Origin of the sequence: Dickeya ananatis (assembly GCF_019464615.1) — a bacterium.
Classification (GTDB): Bacteria; Pseudomonadota; Gammaproteobacteria; order Enterobacterales; family Enterobacteriaceae; genus Dickeya; species Dickeya oryzae.
Window position 1 is genome coordinate 4,117,178 of record NZ_CP040816.1, and the last position, 18,750, is coordinate 4,135,927.

Consider the following 18,750-nt stretch of genomic DNA (forward strand, 5'->3'; position numbering starts at 1 on the left):
AGAATATCAATTTCTTCACAAATATAGCCGGAACCGGCGACTAGTGGTTCATAACAGCCTGATAGGCTGGCAGATCGGCGTGAACTTCTCCATTGCCGATTCTAATATCCAGCAGCGCAGCAACGCGCTTTCCAATCAGCTCAATATCAAATGCAGCGGCAGACACCGGGCTGAAATCAAAAATAGAGCGTTGGGACGCATTGGCTTCAGCCACGCTTTCATCGCGGTGCACACTGCCTATCAGTTTGTCCGCCATGCGTTGCTGAACAAACGAGGTGACCTGACTGCTGACCGCACGACGGTTATCCGTCTGATTGAGCAGCAGGTAAGAACCTTTGCGGTGGTTGAGAGGCTGCCCTGTCAGCTTGTTGCCTTCAACATGTGGCATCAGCGACAGAGAGGCCGTATCCGCCATCATCACCACCAAATGCAGGTCGGCCAGTTCCGTCATGGCCTTCAGGGCCGGGCTCGGTCCCGGCGGAAAATCCGCTACGATCACCAGCCCCGGATAATTCATCACCGAACTAAGACCACGTTTAAGAAACAGTGGGTCACTCGCCAGACGGTGCTCAAATGCCAGTCGCTGCTCTTCGGTGACGTTGCCGTAAGGCAGCACAAAAATATTATCGCCCGAGGTCAGAATAGACTGGCTCCAGTCCGCCGTTTCATCGGATTTAGCGACATAACCACGTTCGTCGCCAAGCGGCACGCCAAAATGCAGACGCAAGGCATTTTGCACATCGAAGTCGATCGCCAGCACTTTGCTACCCCCACGGGCCAGCGCATATGCCAGATTAGCCGCCATGGTGGTTTTACCTACGCCACCTTTCGGAGAACAGATACAAACTAACGGCATAACGCAATTTTCTCCAACAAGGGTTTTAATAACATCGTCTTGGAACCCGAATGGGTTTCATCATGACGTTGAACATTGAATAACTGGCGGAATCGGCCAGTATCGGTCGCCATTGATGCATCGTCCGTGACAGGAACAGACAGCATAGGTGCCGGTGATAACGGATGAGGGCGTACCGCTTCGGGTTGCAACACCGCGTTACTCCCGGTGACCACCGGTTGCTGTGGTTGCATTGGTGACAGTGGTTGTATCTGCGGCGCAGGCGCTACCCCGGCAGGCGGCAATGACGCAGCAACAGCACTCAGCAGCGAACGTGAGTCATCCACTGGCGTATCAGGAACCAGAGGAGAAGGAGGCACCACGCGACGAGGCGATGTCGGCACGGTCGCAGACAAGGCGTGCAGGTTCGCGGGCACAGGTTGAGCCACACCCACCGCTTGCGCACCAGACAGCGAATCGTCATCCGCCTGATTGCGCAACAGTTGTTTCATGATCGGCCAGACAACAGTGTCAGATTGCAATACCTGTCCGGACATGTCCCTGAAATTAATATCTTTTATCTGGGCTTTATCCTTAAAGCGTTGCATATCATCATAACTATTCATCTAACTGACATTTCCCTGGAAAAGGATGACGGCTAAATAGCGCGGAACAACAGCGCAAAAAACGCTCTTTTAAGATTAGTCTTATACCGAGATTTGTGATGAAGGTAAATTACCCAAGAAAAATAAATAAATATCCTATAAGTAAACTTTTCATTCTCTAACGTGTTTAAAGCAACATAATCTATCAGCTAAACGTTCACTGTCTTGATAGTTAAATTCACGCTAATTACAGCGGAAACCACTCCCTCAAGGCGGTATAATAAATGTACTGCGAGAAGATAGTCTAGTCTCCACCCGAAATCCACGATTAAATATTAACCAAATCGTTAAAATAAATTAAATAATCACCCCATCAATACGTGTCTTGCGCAACCGTGCGGTGTGAATGCCGTGATACAGCAGGACACCTTGTTACGACTGTCGCACCCATCGAAACAGCCATAGCCGTGCGCCAAATACGTTGACCAGTAATCCCAGCATAACCAGCGCGGCCCCTGACAGTTGCCTGCCGGACAGACTTTCCCCCAGTAAGAGCGACGCACTCAGTATGCCGACGACCGGCACCAACAACGACAACGGTGCAACCCGCCAGGTCTCGTAGCGCGACAACAAATTGCCCCAGATGGCATACCCAATCAGCGTAGAAATAAACGACAGATACATCAGCGCCAGCATGGTCGGCAAACGCATCGTTATCAGGCTTGCGACGATGGTGTCCGCGCCTTCGAATACCCAGGAACACAACAGAAACGGCCCCACCGGAATCAAGGCACTCCAGACCACCAGCGACATAGCGTTGACCTGATAACGACGCATAATTTGCTTGTTACAGAGATTGCCACAGGCCCAGGACGCCGCCGCGGCCAGCGTCAGCATCAACGTGGTCAGTGTCATACCCGGCAGTGAGGCATTAGCGGCATGCCCCCCGGACAATACCACCATGCCCAGTGCCGCTACCAAAATCCCCAGCCAGTGATTCCATTGCAGGCGCTCACCCAGCCACCATGCCCCCAGCATCAGGGTAAAAAACGCCTGCGCCTGGATAACCAACGACGCCATGCCAACCGGCATCCCCATTTTTATGGCGCAAAACAAAAATGCGAACTGCCCGAAACTGATGGTCATACCATAAGCAGCCAGCCAGCGTAGCGGCAACGCCGGGCGTGGCACCAGTAAAATAGCCGGCAGCGCTACCAGCAAAAAACGCAACCCGGCCAACAAAAACGGTGGCATATCATGTAAGCCAATCTTCATCACCACAAAATTCACACCCCATACCACTACTACGCACAATGCCAGCAACTGATCTTTTATTGTCATTTTTCTCTGCCCTTAAACGTCACACCTGTGAGTAAGCTACTGGCAAACAGGTACAGCCGACAGACACAGTTATACGCAATGACAGGTAATACAGAGTACCGGTGAAAAATCACGGTATCCGGTTACAATCGCCACACCCGGTTTAAGAGGAAAATCGCGCCATGTCCCGCGCTCAACGCCTGCTCACCCTGATTCAATTACTAAGAAGCCATCGTTTTGCCGTTCCCGGCCCGCAACTGGCAGAAACACTGGGGATCAGCCTGCGCACGCTATATCGCGATATCGCCACGTTGCAATCGCAGGGCGCGCCGATTGTCGGCGAAGCGGGTCTCGGTTACGTGCTGCAACCGGGTTTTACCCTGCCACCGCTGATGTTTACCGAAGAGGAGATTGAAGCGCTGGTGCTGGGGTCTCGTTGGGTCGTCAGACAGGCAGACCCGCGTTTACAGGAGAGCGCCAGAAACGCGCTGATGAAAATTGCCGCCATCCTGCCCAATGCGTTGCGCGATACGCTGGATAACACCACCCTGCTGGTGGCGCCGATGACGCTGTCAGTAAGCGATAGCGTTGACCTGCAACCACTGCGCCAGGCAATACGCGACGAGCACAAAGTCACCCTGCATTATCAGGACGGCCAGGGCAACACCTCAACCCGATTGATTTGGCCATTCGTTCTGGGTTATTTCGAGCAAGCTCGCGTTCTTGGTGCCTGGTGTGAAACCCGTCAGGCGTTCCGCCATTTCCGTACCGATCGCATTCTCGCCTTTACGGTCGAAACCGACATCTATCCGACATCACGGCGTCGTTTATTCAAACAATGGCGGGAGCAACAAGGCATCCGCTTGTCCAACGAAGACTGCTGACAAAAATTGTCAGCAGGGTGGGGTAAGGTACGAATACGGCACACAGCCGGATTTCCTGACCTGGGTTGTCGTGCGCCATGATACGCCACACAGCCCGTGTATCCCTGATAGTGGAGAGCACCATGACAGATGCCCATTACGTTCTTTTCTACGTTGATAACCCGGCCCGTAGCGCCCGTTTTTATAGTCAGTTACTCAGTCTGGCACCGGTAGAGCAATCGCCTACCTTTGCGATGTTTGCACTGAAAACCGATCTGGTTTTAGGACTGTGGTCAAAACACACCGTAGAGCCCACCGTTGCCCAGCCGGGTTTTTCTAGCGAGCTGGCCTTTCGTCTGCCGGATCAGGCAGCGGTAGATGCCTGTTACGCTCGCTGGACGGCACAAGAAGTCACCGTGATCCAAACACCGACCACCATGGATTTTGGCTATACCTTTACCGTGCAAGACCCGGACGGTCATCGCCTGCGCGCTTTTGCCTATCTCGATGCCTGATGATGACCCAGCCGTCCCGTTGGCCTGCGGGGCGGCCGGTGTCGCTATCAGGCAAATTTGCCTGTCACCCACACTTCAACGTAACCTGTCAGCATCACTGTCGACGCCAGGGACTTCCCGATGCCAGACCTGCCCCGTTACCGTCAAATCGCCGACCATTTTATTCAGGCTATCCAGAGCGGCACGTTGCCCATCCATCATCGGCTCCCCTCAGTACGGTCACTGGCGCAGCAACATGGCATCAGCGTCACGACCGCTATGAAAGTCCTGCGAACGCTGGAAGACGAACATTTCGCCCTCGTGCGCCCCAAATCCGGCTTTTTTGTCGCCGCCCCAGGTCGCAATGCGATCGCCTGTGCACCACAGCCCGTCGCGCTGCCCGTGCTCGACGAACAAACCGAATTACATCTGTCGCTGGTGGGTACTGAATGCCGGGTGCGGCTCGACCTGGCGAATGGCGATAACGCACTCTATCCGCTGAAAAAAATGGGCAGGCTCATCCGCCAGGCCAGCTACACCAATCCAATGATGCTAGGTAACGACGTCAAGGGTAACGGCTACCAGCCGCTAAAAGAAGAAATTGCCCGCCGGGCACTGGATTACGGCTGCCACCTACATCCTGAGGATATCCTGATCACCAACGGTTGCATTGAAGCGCTGTCGTTGTCATTGCGGGCGGTCACCCGCAGCGGTGACGCGGTGGCGGTACAATCGCCTTGCTATTTCGTGCTGTTGCAGATGTTGCGCAATCTGGAATTGCGGGTAGTGGAAGTCGGGCAGGACGCCAGCGGGCACGTGGATGTGGCGCAACTGGAATCCCTGTTCAGTCAACGTCAGGTCAGCGCGTTCATCTCACTGACCAATATCAACAACCCGCTCGGCACCAGCCTGCCGGATAGCTATAAGCGCCGCATCGCTGAAGCGGCGGACTGCCACGATATCGCACTGATTGAAGACGATACCTTTGCCGACACCGCCTTTGGCGAGCAGCGGCCGTTTCCGTTACGTACATTCAGCCCCAATGTGCTGCTCTGCAACGGTTTTTCCAAAACAGTCGGCCCCGGCATTCGTATCGGCTGGGTCAGCAGCGCACGCTGGCGTCGTAAGCTCGCCGCCCTCAAATTTACCTCCACCATGGGCACGTCACTGACGCCACAGGTGGCATTGGCTGAACTATTGCGCAACGGCGGTTATGACGCTCACTTGCGCAAACTGCGCCGCGAACTCGCAGCTCAGGTCGGGCGACTGCGTCAGGCGGTGCAGCATTACTTCCCGTTCGGTACACAAATTTCACAGCCGCAAGGCGGTTACGCCATTTGGGTGACGCTGCCACCAGGCTGTTGCTCGTCGCGCGAGCTGTTTTCCCGCGCCCGGCAAGAGGGAATCGGCATCGCGCCGGGACATATTTTCGCCACCGACCAACGCTACGACCACTGCCTGCGTCTGAATGCTGGTTTTGGCTGGAACGAAGACGTCCATCAGGCCATTCAATTGTTAGCGCGCTGGGTGCAGGAGCCCCCACCACGTCGCCATGAGGATCACGAAGGTATAACCAAATAAAAAGTGCTACTATAGTGGCAATAAAGATCATTTTTTCTCATTAATTGCTACCATTATAGCAATAAAGCCATCTGGAGCCTCAGAATGCTATCGCTATACACGGCTGCTGTGCGGCGTGGAAGAAGCCAGAAAATTACTGCGTCGGGCTCTGTTCAATTACCTGTTGGTCAACCAGGACGATCACGCTAAGAATTTTTCATTTCTGGCAGACGATCAGGATCACTGGCGACTGTCCCCATTTTACGATGTGGTCTACAGCCCTTCACCACAGAGAGAGCATATGACGGCGTTTAATGGTCATGGCTCACGCATTACCTTAAGCGCAATGGAACAACTGGCGGGGCAGGCTGGTTTATCAAAGGCTAAAGAGGTTCTCAACATAGCGGATGAGCTCTATGACATCGCCAAAAACTTTCATCGGGAAGCCAGCCATTTCAGCCTCCCGGCACCATTGATTACCAGCATTCAGCGGGAGATCGATAGCAAGTGGCGGCAATTAAGGGAGTAAAGCGTGCCTGCTCGCCAATCGTAAAACAGCCCCGATTTTAGTCGGGGCTGTTTTTACTCACCACAGACGTCAGCTAACCTGACTGTCTTCCTGTTCCACCGCGAAACAGGCGACCAGTTGCTCGCCGTGCGGTTTCAGTTGCGGTTGCAACTGGGTGCAGGTGCCGAAACGGTGCTGGCAGCGCGCGTTAAAGGCGCAGCCCGGCGGCGGGTTCAGAGGGCTTGGTAGCTCGCCGGTCAGTTTAATACGTTCACGGCGGGCGTCCGGGTTGAGACGTGGCGTTGCAGACAACAGCGCCTGGGTGTACGGATGGCGCGGATTGTTAAAAATCGCGTCTTTGCTGCCTTTCTCGACACAACGGCCCAGATACATCACCATCACTTCGTCAGCAATGTGTTCTACCACCGACAGGTCGTGTGAGATAAACACGTAAGACAGCCCCAGATCCTGCTGCAAATCCATCATCAGGTTCAGCACCTGCGCACGCACCGATACATCCAGTGCGGATACCGGTTCATCGGCAATCACCACGTCCGGATCCAACATCAGACCGCGAGCGATAGCGATACGCTGGCGCTGGCCGCCGGAAAACATGTGCGGATAGCGATCGTAGTGCTCGGTTTTCAGGCCCACTTTCGCCATCATCGCCAGTGCTTTTTCACGGCGTTCCGCCTTGGTGAGCTCGGTGTTGATCACCAGCGGCTCTTCCAGGATCTGCCCGACCTTTTTACGCGGATTGAGCGACGCATAAGGGTTCTGGAACACGATCTGGATTTTCTGCCGACGCAGCTTCTGCGCCGACGGGTCAGGCTTGAGCAAATCCTGTCCCTGATAGTACAGCTCGCCATGCGACGGCGTTTCAATCATGGTCAGCAGGCGTCCCAGCGTGGACTTGCCGCAACCAGACTCGCCCACCACTGCCAGCGTCTTGCCACGTTCCAGCGTGAAGGACACACCGTCCAGCGCTTTCACCAGTCGCTCCGGCGCGAACAGCCCTTTTTTCACCGGGTAGTGTTTTTTCAAATCAATCGCTTCGAGCAGGTACGGCTGCCCGGCAGCATTCATGGTCTGGCTCATACGGTTGGCCTCCCCGCATCATCCAGCGGTGTGTGACATTTCACCTGACGACCGGGGATATCCCGCATCTCAGGCTCTTCCTGGCGGCAACGATCGCTGGCATACGGACAGCGCGGATTCAGCAGACAGCCCTGCGGTCGGTCATACTTGCCCGGAACCACGCCCGGTAGCGACGCCAGACGAGACTTGTCGACCGCGAATTCCGGCAACGCACGCAGCAGCGCCTGGGTATAGGGGTGACGCGGTGCGCGAAAAATATCCGCCGCTTTACCGGATTCCACCACCTGCCCGGCGTACATCACGATAATGTGGTGCGCCGCTTCCGCCACTAACGCCAGATCGTGGGTAATCAGGATCAGCGCCATGTTCTCTTTCTGCTGCAACTCCAGCAACAGCTCGATGATCTGCGCCTGAATGGTCACATCCAGCGCGGTCGTCGGTTCGTCTGCGATCAGCAGTTTCGGCCGACAGGCAATCGCCATGGCAATCATCACACGCTGGCTCATCCCGCCCGACAACTGGTGCGGATAGACATCCAGCCGGGATTCCGGGTCAGGAATACCCACCTGATTCAACAGGTCAATCGCCCGCTGACGACGGGTTTTACGGTTGCCGCCCTGATGCACCTTGATGGCTTCCATGATCTGGTAGCCTACGGTGTAACACGGGTTAAGGCTGGTCATCGGGTCCTGGAAGATCATCGCCACTTCCGCACCCACCAGTTGACGCCGCTCCTTGTCGGAGAGCGTCTGCAAATCACGCTGGTTAAACTCCAGCCGGTCAGCCATTACTTTTCCGGGGAAATCAATCAACCCCATGATCGCCAGTGAACTGACGGATTTGCCGGAACCGGACTCGCCGACGATGCCGACCACCTGTCCCTGTTCCACCTGATAGCTGATGCGGTCTACCGCACGAAACGGCAGCCCCTCATCGCCAAAATGCACCGACAGTTTCTCTACATTGAGTAACGCCATCTCTCTACCTCTATCACTGCATGTTACTGCTTGAGTTTGGGGTCGAGAGCATCACGCAGGCCGTCCCCCATCAGGTTAAACGCCAATACCGTCAGCAGGATCGCCAGACCGGGGAACGTCACCACCCACCAGGCGCTCTGCGCAAACTGCAGCACGTCGGAGAGCATGGTGCCCCATTCTGGCGTAGGCGGCTGTGCGCCCATGCCGAGGAACCCAAGCGCAGCCATATCAAGAATGGCGTTGGAAAAACCCATCGATGCCTGCACGATCAACGGTGCCAGACAGTTAGGGAAAATGTTGACGAACATCTGACGCAGCGCACCAGCGCCGGCCACACGTGAGGCGGTCACGTAATCGCGGTGCACTTCCACCAGCACAGCGGCACGGGTCAAACGCACATAGTGCGGTAGCGACACGAAGGTCAGCGCCAGCGACGCATTGACGATAGACGGGCCGAAAATGGCCACCAGCACCAGCGCCAGCAACAGACTCGGCAGCGCCAGCATGATATCCACCAGACGCATGATGGCCGCATCAACCGTACCGCCAAAGTAACCGGCGAGCAGCCCGAAAATGATGCCGAGGACAAGCGACATCACCACCACCAGACAACCCACCAGCAGCGACAGACGCGCGCCGTACATCAGGCGCGACAGCACGTCGCGGCCCACATCGTCAGTTCCCAGAATGTACTGCCAGCTGCCGCCTTCCTGCCAAACTGGCGGTTTAAGCAGCGCGTCGCGGAACTGTTCAGCCGGTGCGTGCGGGGCCAGTACGCTGGCACCAATCGCTATCACCAGCATCAGGATGATATACACCAGGCCGACAACAGCCCCTTTGTTACGTTTAAAGTAGTGCCAGAACTCCTGCAACGGGGTCATGGGCTTCGGCGCAGCCGTCGCTGCGGATTCGGTAACGTGAGTCATCCCGCGTCTCCCTTATTTCTTATGCCGAATGCGCGGGTTCACCACGCCGTAGAGCACATCCACCAGCAGGTTCACCAAAATGATCATGGTAGCAACCAGCAATACCCCGCCTTGCACCACCGGGTAGTCACGACGCTGCAACGCGTCTATCAACCAGCGGCCTAACCCCGGCCAGGAGAAAATGGTTTCTGTGAGGATGGCCCCGGCCAGCATGGTGCCTACCTGTAAGCCAATCACCGTCACCACTGGCAGCATCGCGTTACGCAACGCATGTACCACGATGACCCGCAGACGGCTTAGCCCCTTGGCGCGCGCGGTACGGATATAATCCTCACCCAGCACTTCCAGCATCGCTGAACGCGTCATACGCACAATGACCGCCAGCGGAATGGTACCGAGCACAACGGCTGGCAGCACCATGTGCATCACCGCGTCTTTGAAGTCGCCTTCCGCACCCCAAATCAAGGTATCGATCAGCATAAAACCGGTCAGCGGCAGGGAATCATCCAGGAACACGGTGTCGCCTACCCGGCCGGATACCGGCGTCAGGTTAAAATGCACCGACACCAGCATGATAAGCATCATGCCCCACCAGAAGATCGGCATGGAATAACCGGTCAGCGCGATACTGACAGCCGTATGGTCGAACACGGAACCGCGTTTGACCGCCGCCAGAACCCCTACCGGAATACCGACGATCACCGCGAAAATCATCGCGCAGGTGCCCAGTTCCAGCGTAGCTTTGAAACGCGGCACGAATTCATCCCAGACCGGGATGCGGCTTTTCAGGGACATGCCCAAATCACCGTGCAGCACGCCGTAGATATAGTGGACGTATTGCTCCCAGAGCGGCTTGTCCAGGCCAAGCTCCGCCATCAACTGCGCGTGACGCTCCGGGGAAATACCGCGCTCTCCTGCCATGATCATTACCGGGTCGCCGGGGATCAGGTGCACGAAAGCGAAAGTCAGTAGGGTAATACCGATAAACGTTGGGATAACCAGCCCCAAACGACGGAGTATGAACTGCAACATATCCCGAACTCTCTGTGCTTTCTCGTATAGAGATAAAGGACTCGATGGTGCTCACCATCGAGCCTGACATTGCTCACTGCGTTAAAACGGGCGTTGAGCGCACCCTGCCGTTTCCCTACAGAAACACGCGTCTCCAGAAACACGCATTTCAAAAACAACAGGGGCGACAGCGCTGCCATCGCCCATAAGTGTGACGTGATGAGATAATTAGTCTATTGATACGTGGTTGAAGCTGTGTACGCCGCGCGGCTCGATAACGTAGCCTTTCACGTTTTTACGGATCGGTTCAAACACGGTGGAGTGCGCCACAATCAGTGCCGGAGCCTGATCGTGCATCACAACCTGAGCCTGTTTGTACAGTTCGATACGTTTGGCCTGATCGGACACCGCGCGAGCTGGCTGGATCAGGTCTTCGAACGGCTTGTAACACCACTTGGAGTAGTTAGAGCCTTTCTTCGCCGCATCGCAGCTAAACAGCGTCGCCAGGAAGTTATCCGGATCCCCGTTGTCGCCAGTCCAACCCATCAGCACGGTCTGGTGTTCGCCCGCTTTGGCACGTTTGAGGTACTCGCCCCACTCGTAGGTAACGATCTTGGCTTTCACACCGACTTTCGCCCAGTCAGCCTGAATCATCTCAGCCATACGACGAGCGTTCGGGTTGTACGGACGCTGTACCGGCATCGCCCACAGATCTATCTCAAAGCCGTTTTCCAGACCGGCTTCTTTCAGCAGCGCTTTAGCTTTAGCCGGATCGTACGCGTAGTCTTTAACGTCGTCGTTATAGCCCCACATAGTCGGCGGAATCAGGTTTTTCGCTGCCTGGCCCGCGCCCTGGTATACCGCGTCGATGATAGCCTGCTTGTTCACCGCATACGTCAGCGCCTGACGTACTTTCACGTTATCCAGCGGCTTTTTCTCAACGTTGAACGACAGATAACCGACGTTCAGGCCCGGTTTCTGCAGCAGTTCAATGTTCTTGTCCTGCTTCATGCTAGCCAGGTCGGCCGGGTTCGGGTACGGCATCACCTGACATTCGTCTTTCTGCAGCTTGGCGTAACGCACGGAGGCATCCGGCGTAATGGAGAATACCAGACGATCGATACCCGGCTTGGTGCCCCAGAAGCTGTCAAAACGCTTGTAGAGAATGCGGGAGTCTTTCTGGTACTGCACCAACTGGAACGGACCGGTACCGATCGGATCCAGGTCGATTTTCTCCGGTGTACCGGCTTTGAGCATCTTGTCGCCGTATTCAGCGGACATAATGGACGCAAAATCCATCGCCAGGTCAGCCAGGAACGGCGCTTCAGCGTGGGTCAATTGGAAGCGGACGGTATAGTCATCCACCTTCTCGATTTTGCTGATCAGGTCATTCATCCCCATGCCTTCAAAGTACTCGTAGCTGCCGCCGGAGACTTTGTGGTACGGGTGGTTGGCATCCAGCTGACGCTGGAAGGAGAACAGCACGTCGTCAGCGTTGAACGTACGGCTCGGTTTGAAATCTTTGCTGTCCTGCCACTTCACGTCTTTACGCAGGTGGAAGGTGTAAGTTTTACCGTCGGCGCTGATGTCCCATTTTTCGGCCAGCCCCGGCTCGATTTCGGTAGTACCGCTCTTGAACTCAACCAGACGGTTGTAGATAGGAATGGAGCTGGCATCAAACGTCGTACCAGACGTAAACAGCTGTGGGTTAAAGCCTTCTGGAGAACCTTCTGAGCAATATACCAGGGTTTTTGCCTGTACACCGGCGGCAACGGACAGCGCCAGCAAACCAAGGCCGAATTTCAGCACCCTTGATTTCATCAGGGATTTAGCCATTACATGAACTCCATTGTGGATGTTGTGTGTCAGCCAGACCTGTTTGTTGTCATCGCGACTGTTGTGATTGCAACAGGGTTATCGCAACTTGGGTTATCGCGATGATTTTTATCGCGGTGGTCTGTACTTTTCTTCTTCAGCCTGAGGAGCGTGTCCAAAGACCAATGTAATAGTAAACAGGGAGAGACAACAGTGCGGGACAAGCAGGAAAACCCCCACCAGCCCTGTCGATTCAACCGTAATGATTCCTGGTCCTCTGCTGTTCTCCTCCTTGTGACGCCCACAATGTGTCAACAGATCACAATCGCGTCAATATAACCTGTTAGGATTTACAAACAGAAATCACGGAATCATCAGGGTATAAAGTTAGCTCAATTTACCACTAAGTTGGTGATAAAACCCACAAAACAACAAAAATTCAACAGAGAAAACCATATCATAGCCATCATTCGATAATTATCACCACACAATAACTCATAGGAAAATCCTCTCGAATGGTGAATTACTGCACAATAAAGCGTGTTAAAAAGGTTAAAGTCAGGTGAAAATACTGACAAAACCCCTCGATGATGATGTATTCCTATCATCCCTGACGATCGTTAGCCAACTATTTGCGCATTATAAAAAAACTTTATAACACAGCGGCAAAAGCACCGAACACGGTAACAGAACGTGGTAGAGGCTGACGGGTGATCGCCACGTCATCCCATCGCCTCCTTATACTTCACCCGCCATAACACAGTGTAGATCATCGTGCAGTGTAGAATGCCCCAACGCTGAGATACCGTGAGCAAGGTCGAATACTATTTGTTACCACACTGGAGAGTTATGGAGGGATAGGCGCTAAGGTCTGCGTTATTCGCTTCACACTATATAACATAACGACAAGCAGCATAGCGGCAAGCTCAGGCAGATATATCACGTGAGGTTGGAGAAAAGGCGGGTTGGATACTTTATTTATATAACTTTAAAAAATTATTTTTCCATCCGTCGCTGGCGTGTTAACTTTATATAACACTGAATCAACCCTTCCATATAAATATCCCACCCACGATATTCACAAACTAATTTTAATTACAAAATGGCTAATTAAGCTACTTAAAAATGAATTGCTGTGCGGTTCACAATTCCCTAATATTTGCAGTGAACGACTATTATTTTTAACATTTCTCCATGCTAGATTACTTGCCATATTCCTATAAAAATAACATCGCATCCGTCTTGGATGGTGCAGCACATGACTACGTGCTTTGCGCCCTGACTAAATTTTCCACGTATTGCAGAGCAAACTGCTTATCTCTGTCCTAATGCCGCTACAACAGGGTGAATATAATGAAAAATATTGAAACTGAAATCATGAGCGATAACACGCTCGCTACCACCGCACCATCAGGCATACTGGAAAGCCTGAATAAAGCTCGCATCGGATCAGTCCCTTTTATTCTCTTCCTGGTCATTTCCGCTGTTGTTTTTATTGCGTCTTATGCCAGCTATTTGCCTAAGAATATGATCGGCGGATTCGCGGTGATCATGACCATGGGCTTCCTGTTGGCGTATATCGGCCAGCGTATTCCTGTTCTGAAAGAAATCGGCGGCCCGGCTATTCTCTGCCTGATGGTGCCGTCAGTTCTGGTGTATTTTCATCTGTTCAACGCCAATACGTTGGATACCGTCAAGTTGTTGATGAAAGACGCCAATTTCCTTTACTTTGTTATCGCCAGTCTGGTTGTCGGCAGTATTCTGGGTATGAACCGCGTTATCCTGATTCAAGGGATGATCCGCATGTTCATTCCGCTGGTGGTGGGTACCGCTACGGCCGTCATTACTGGTTTGCTGGTAGGTAAACTGTTTGGCTACAGCTTCTATCACACCTTCTTCTTCATCATCGTGCCGATTATCGGTGGCGGTATCGGTGAAGGTATCCTGCCGCTGTCACTGGCCTATTCCGCTATCCTTGGTCACGCGCCGGATGTGTATGTTGCCCAACTGGCCCCGGCCGCTGTGGTCGGCAACATTTTCGCCATCATTTGCGCCGGTGTGCTGGCTCGTATCGGTGTATTGCGCAGTGACCTTAACGGTAATGGCAATCTGGTACGCAACGAGGCGGATAACGCGTTATTTGCCATAAAAGACACACCGAAGACGGTGGATTTCCACCTGATGGGTGGCGGCCTGCTGCTGATCTGTACCTTCTTCATCGTGGGTGGGTTGTTTGAAAAAGTGCTGCACATTCCCGGTCCGGTACTGATGATCCTGATCGCGGTATTGTGCAAATACGGCCGTATTATCCCCTCCAGCATGGAAACCGGTGCCAACAGCTTCTATAAATTCGTGTCCAGCTCACTGGTGTGGCCGCTGATGATCGGTCTCGGTATGCTGTACGTTCCGCTGGAAAGCGTGGTCGCGGTCTTCTCCGTCGGTTACGTGGTGGTGTGTGGCTCGGTGGTGCTTTCAATGGCGCTGGTTAGCTTCTTCATCGCACCGTACCTGAAAATGTACCCGGTTGAAGCCTCCATCGTGACCAGTTGCCACAGTGGCCTGGGCGGTACCGGCGACGTCGCCATCCTGTCGGCCTCCAACCGTATGTCACTGATGCCGTTCGCGCAAATCGCCACCCGTATCGGCGGTGCTTCTACCGTGATCGCGGCAACCCTGCTGTTGGGCTGGCTGGTGTAATCAAATCCACTAATTTCCATACCACAAGGCCACGGATTCCGTGGCCTTTTTCGTTTTATGCATCCAATAAAAAAGCCACGCCGTTCGTGGCTTTGTCGTTTGATGTTATTGGGCGTTATTCGCAATACTGACGCAGGGCGTCCTGCTTTTCCGGCAGCAATCGGTAGAGATAAACCGGGCGACCGGTGGAGCCGTAGAGAATGTTGGTATCGAGAATACCGGTGTCTGCCAGGTAGATCAGATATTTACGGCAGGATACACGCGAGATGCCGATGGCATTGGCTAACATCTCGGTGGAGAACTCTGTCCCTTGATTACCTTCAATCCACTCACAGACGGTGCGCAATGTCAGGCTGGTCAATCCCTTCGGTAATTTTTTGCGTTCCACCACGGGTGTGCCACTGGTGCGACGGATCAGGTTATCGATATCTGACTGCGCTACAAACTCACGGTGCTTGAGCAGATTGGCTTCTTCCCGATAAGCCGTCAGCGCCTGCTCGAAACGCGCAAACTGGAACGGTTTGATCAGGTAATCCACCACGCCATAGTGCAGCGCTTTTTTGATGGTATAGACATCACTGGCCGACGAAATAATGATGACATCCGTGTGTTCACTAAATTCACGGATGGTGGGCAGTAAATCCAGACCATTATCCTGCTGCATGTAGATATCCAGCAGCACCAGATCAATCTCGCAGTCCGGCTGCATCAGCAGATTTCGCGCTTGCTGCAACGTCGGCACTGTCGCATAGCAGCTAAACCCGGAAATCTGATTCAGATAACACTTATTCAACTCCGCCACCATGGCGTCGTCATCGACGATCAGTACATTTATCATGGTCAAATTGCCTTAATCATGGTCAAACTGCCTTGCTTGATACGGGATATTCACAAAAAACTGGGTGTAAACGTCCGGTTCGGATTCAAAATCGATAGTCCCGCCGATTTTCTCAAGACTCTGTCGGGTGAGATACAAGCCGATACCACGCCCGGAGCCTTTGGTGGAAAAGCCTTCCTGATAAATGCGCTGCTGAATATCCAGCGCAATACCCGGCCCATCATCGCTAACCGTGCAGTGCAACTGCCCATCCTGATGATGAAATGTCACGGCAATTTCTCGATTGTCCAGACCAGATAACGCGTCCATCGCATTTTCGATCAGATTGCCCAGCACGGTAATCAATTCATTGGTGGCCTGAGCATCGTCGGTATCCGGCAACAGGCTATCTTCACTGATGGATAGCGTGACACCTAAATCCCGCGCCCGGTTGATTTTACCCAACAGGAACCCGGCAATCACCGGTGATTTTACTTTTCGAATAATCGAACCGATTTCCGCCTGATAATTATTGGCGGTTTTTAAAATATATTCTTCCAGCTGCGGGTAATATTTCAGATGCAACATGCCGAGAATCACATGCAGCTTGTTCATGAACTCATGTGACTGGGCACGCAGGGCATCAGCGTAATAGGACATCCCGGTCAGACGTTGCAGCAACTGGCTGACTTCCGTTTTATCGCGGAAGGTCGCAATCGCACCGATAATATCGCCCTTCACCACCACCGGTACGGTGTTGATGAGCAGCAAATTGCCGTTGAAATTGATTTCCTCATCCTGGCGCGGCGCGCCAGAGGCCAGTACCTTTTCCAGGTTCATCAGCGCTGGCCAGCGGCTAATGGTACTGCCGATAGCCAGCGTTTCGCCGGAGCCGTGCTGGCTGAAGAGCCGTTTGGCTTCGTCATTGATGATAGTGACGCGCAGGTCGGTATCGACGGCGATCACCCCTTCCTTGATTTGTTTGAGCATCGCGTTACGTTGCTCGAACAGATTGGAAATTTCGAACGGCTCAAAACCCAGCATGATGCGTTTAAGGGTTTTCACCAGGAAATAGGTACCCAGCAGACCGACCAGCGCACCAAACAGAATAGTCCAGGGGATAATCCAGCGATTTTCGTTGATGACCGACTGCACGCTGGACAGTGAAATCCCAACGGCCACGACACCAAGCTGGTGGTTATTTTCATCAAACACCGGCGTAAACACACGCAGCGCCGGGTCTAGTACCCCACGATTCACCGCCGTATTCTCCAGCCCCAGCAACGCCGGATAGAGATCATCGCCGATAAAGTGACGGCCAATTTGTTCCGGCTCCGGGTGGGAATGACGAATACCACCCATATCGGTAACAATCACAAACAACAGATGGTTGCGGCTTTTTACATTCTCGGAAAAGCGCTGCACCAGCGTCGGATCACCGATACCTTTAAGCTCGTCCACCACGATCGGCGAATTGGCGACGGTGCGGGCAACCGCAAAAGCCTTATCTTTGAGATGTGCTTCAGTGAGTTCGGTAATGCGAAAAAACAGCAGTGCATACACCACCAGCAAGACGGAGCCGATCACCGCCGACACCATCAGGATGACCGAGGTACCCAATTTCAGCGGTGTCTTTTTTTTACTCATTTCTCGCTCCGGAATTCGCATCATCGATCCCGTTATCTTAACCTGTTCAGGCCCTTTCTGCCCGTGCTGATAACAAAACCGCCGCCCTTAACAGGCGGCGGGTGGATCAAACCGTCAGGCAAAAACCGGTTACCACATACCCAAGACTTTCCACCACAGGCTGCCGATACCCAGCCAGATAGGAATCACCACCAGTCCAACCAGAAAGCCGATTTTCCACCAGGTGCCCAACGGCAGGTAACCACAGCCGAACATGATCGGTGCCGGGCCGCCAGAATAATGCGTGGTCGCCATAAACAGGTTACTGAACGCGGCAAACGCCAGCACCGTTAATACCGGCGGCGCACCGGCGGCAATCGCGATAGACACGAAAATGGCGTACATAGCGCTGATGTGCGCGACCGCGCTGGCCATGAAATAATGGCTGTAGTAGTACACCAGCAACAACAGCCCCAGCATTGGCAGCCAGTGCATGCCAACAACCGCATGACTGGCGATACCGCCCAGCCAGGCTATCAAGCCCATCTTGTTCAACTGCGTCGCCAGCATCATCAAAACGGCGAACCACACCACGGTATGCCAGGCTTCTTTCTCACCGGTGACGTCTTCCCAGCTTAACGCTCGGGTCAGCAACAGCACACTCAAACCGCCCAGCGCGGTCAGGGTCGCATCGATATTCAGCGTCGCCCCCAGCACCCAGAACACCACCAGTCCCAGGAACACACACAGCACAACCCACTCGTTGCGGCTCATCGGCCCCATTTCCTGCAGGCGGACTTTAGCCAGCTCGCGCATTTCCGGCGTTTTCTTCAGTTCCGGCGGGTAGAAACGGTAAAGCACCAGCGGAATGACGATTAACGACAGTAGCCCCGGCACCAGCGTGGCAGTAGCCCATTCGGTCCAGGTCAGGTGAACACCGAACTGGGTCGCCAGTTTGCTGATAAGCGGGTTACCGGCCATTGACGTCATGAACATCGCCGATGTAATAGTGTTGCACTGGAAAATGGTCTGTACCAGAAACGCACCAATACGACGCTGCGTCCCCTGTTCTGGCGTCGAACCGTAGGCTTCAGCAATCGAACGAAACAGCGGGGTGATAATACCGCCGCAACGGGCAGAGGTTGACGGCATCGCCGGGGAAAATAGCAGGTCGGTGAACACCAGACCGTATGCAAGCCCCAGGCTGCTGTTACCCAGTTTACTGATGAACAGAAAGCCGATACGACGGCCGAAACCCGTCTTGATGAAGCTGCGCGAAATGAAAAATGCACAGGCAATCATCCAGATAGTCGGGTCACTAAACCCAACCAGCACATCCTTGACCGGCAGGAGTCCGAGCGCCGACACGGCGGTGATACTAAAAACGGCAATAGCGCCAAGTGGATAGGGAGAAAGGATCAAACCGACAACGGTAGCAACAAATATTGCCAACAGATGCCACGCTGGGGGATTCACACCTTCAGGGACGGGAATAAACCAAAATATAATGGCTATACCAAGGATAATAAAAAGCTTCACTAACCTGCTGTTATTTGCAGACATACTAACACCACTCAAGATTAAAACGAAATCAGCCA

Annotated in this window: 16 protein-coding genes; 5 read left to right on the forward strand and 11 right to left on the reverse strand. The window is 53.7% G+C overall.

What is annotated here, in order from left to right; genetic code table 11:
- Positions 1-40: 40 nt before the first annotated feature.
- The 3 genes from bcsQ to FGI04_RS18370 all read right to left on the reverse strand — a co-directional run bounded on the left by bcsQ (position 41) and on the right by FGI04_RS18370 (position 2,781).
- Positions 41-856, reverse strand: coding sequence for a cellulose biosynthesis protein BcsQ (bcsQ, locus tag FGI04_RS18360; RefSeq protein ID WP_342699681.1), 816 nt, complete (start codon positions 854-856; stop codon positions 41-43).
- Complete coding sequence (gene bcsO, locus FGI04_RS18365) at positions 847-1,461, reverse strand: cellulose biosynthesis protein BcsO (RefSeq protein ID WP_407322011.1); 615 nt, start codon at positions 1,459-1,461, stop codon at positions 847-849. The genes bcsQ and bcsO overlap by 10 nt, the downstream gene beginning before the upstream one ends.
- A gap of 411 nt (positions 1,462-1,872) precedes the next feature.
- Positions 1,873-2,781, reverse strand: coding sequence for an EamA family transporter (locus FGI04_RS18370; protein WP_342699683.1), 909 nt, complete (start codon positions 2,779-2,781; stop codon positions 1,873-1,875).
- A 161-nt stretch (positions 2,782-2,942) separates the two neighbouring features.
- Here FGI04_RS18370 and FGI04_RS18375 point away from each other — a divergent pair, with 161 nt between their 5' ends.
- The 4 genes from FGI04_RS18375 to FGI04_RS18390 all read left to right on the forward strand — a co-directional run bounded on the left by FGI04_RS18375 (position 2,943) and on the right by FGI04_RS18390 (position 6,206).
- Complete coding sequence (locus FGI04_RS18375; RefSeq protein WP_342699684.1) at positions 2,943-3,644, forward strand: helix-turn-helix transcriptional regulator; 702 nt, start codon at positions 2,943-2,945, stop codon at positions 3,642-3,644.
- Between the two features lie 122 nt (positions 3,645-3,766).
- A complete protein-coding gene (locus FGI04_RS18380; protein WP_342699685.1) occupies positions 3,767-4,138 on the forward strand; it encodes a VOC family protein in 372 nt (123 codons plus the stop codon).
- A 120-nt stretch (positions 4,139-4,258) separates the two neighbouring features.
- On the forward strand, positions 4,259-5,698 hold the full coding sequence (locus tag FGI04_RS18385; protein WP_342699686.1) for an aminotransferase-like domain-containing protein: 1,440 nt from the start codon (positions 4,259-4,261) through the stop codon (positions 5,696-5,698).
- Between the two features lie 115 nt (positions 5,699-5,813).
- Entirely contained in the window at positions 5,814-6,206 is a 393-nt protein-coding gene (locus tag FGI04_RS18390; RefSeq protein WP_407337094.1) for a HipA domain-containing protein, read from the forward strand.
- A 69-nt stretch (positions 6,207-6,275) separates the two neighbouring features.
- Here FGI04_RS18390 and dppF read toward each other — a convergent pair whose 3' ends face one another.
- The 5 genes from dppF to dppA form a co-directional block, all read right to left on the reverse strand.
- Positions 6,276-7,271 (reverse strand): dipeptide ABC transporter ATP-binding subunit DppF, encoded by a 996-nt coding sequence (gene dppF, locus FGI04_RS18395; RefSeq protein WP_407274706.1) that lies wholly within the window; start codon positions 7,269-7,271, stop codon positions 6,276-6,278.
- Positions 7,272-7,279: 8 nt separating this feature from the next.
- Complete coding sequence (gene dppD / locus FGI04_RS18400) at positions 7,280-8,260, reverse strand: dipeptide ABC transporter ATP-binding protein (protein WP_407274336.1); 981 nt, start codon at positions 8,258-8,260, stop codon at positions 7,280-7,282.
- A 23-nt stretch (positions 8,261-8,283) separates the two neighbouring features.
- Positions 8,284-9,186 (reverse strand): dipeptide ABC transporter permease DppC, encoded by a 903-nt coding sequence (gene dppC, locus FGI04_RS18405; RefSeq protein WP_210176923.1) that lies wholly within the window; start codon positions 9,184-9,186, stop codon positions 8,284-8,286.
- Positions 9,187-9,198: 12 nt separating this feature from the next.
- Positions 9,199-10,218: a dipeptide ABC transporter permease DppB gene (gene dppB, locus FGI04_RS18410; protein ID WP_012886663.1), complete on the reverse strand. Its 1,020-nt coding sequence runs from the start codon at positions 10,216-10,218 to the stop codon at positions 9,199-9,201.
- A 207-nt stretch (positions 10,219-10,425) separates the two neighbouring features.
- A complete protein-coding gene (dppA, locus tag FGI04_RS18415) occupies positions 10,426-12,033 on the reverse strand; it encodes a dipeptide ABC transporter periplasmic-binding protein DppA (protein ID WP_342699690.1) in 1,608 nt (535 codons plus the stop codon).
- Positions 12,034-13,365: 1,332 nt separating this feature from the next.
- Here dppA and FGI04_RS18420 point away from each other — a divergent pair.
- Positions 13,366-14,709, forward strand: a complete 1,344-nt coding sequence (locus FGI04_RS18420) for a 2-hydroxycarboxylate transporter family protein (RefSeq protein ID WP_342699691.1) — start codon at positions 13,366-13,368, stop codon at positions 14,707-14,709.
- Positions 14,710-14,824: 115 nt separating this feature from the next.
- Here FGI04_RS18420 and dcuR read toward each other — a convergent pair whose 3' ends face one another.
- From dcuR to FGI04_RS18435, 3 genes are all read right to left on the reverse strand, one after another.
- Positions 14,825-15,547, reverse strand: coding sequence for a two-component system response regulator DcuR (dcuR, locus tag FGI04_RS18425; RefSeq protein ID WP_016942756.1), 723 nt, complete (start codon positions 15,545-15,547; stop codon positions 14,825-14,827).
- A 12-nt stretch (positions 15,548-15,559) separates the two neighbouring features.
- On the reverse strand, positions 15,560-17,173 hold the full coding sequence (locus tag FGI04_RS18430; protein WP_342699692.1) for a sensor histidine kinase: 1,614 nt from the start codon (positions 17,171-17,173) through the stop codon (positions 15,560-15,562).
- Between the two features lie 129 nt (positions 17,174-17,302).
- Complete coding sequence (locus FGI04_RS18435) at positions 17,303-18,715, reverse strand: anion permease (RefSeq protein WP_342699693.1); 1,413 nt, start codon at positions 18,713-18,715, stop codon at positions 17,303-17,305.
- Positions 18,716-18,750 lie beyond the last annotated feature (35 nt).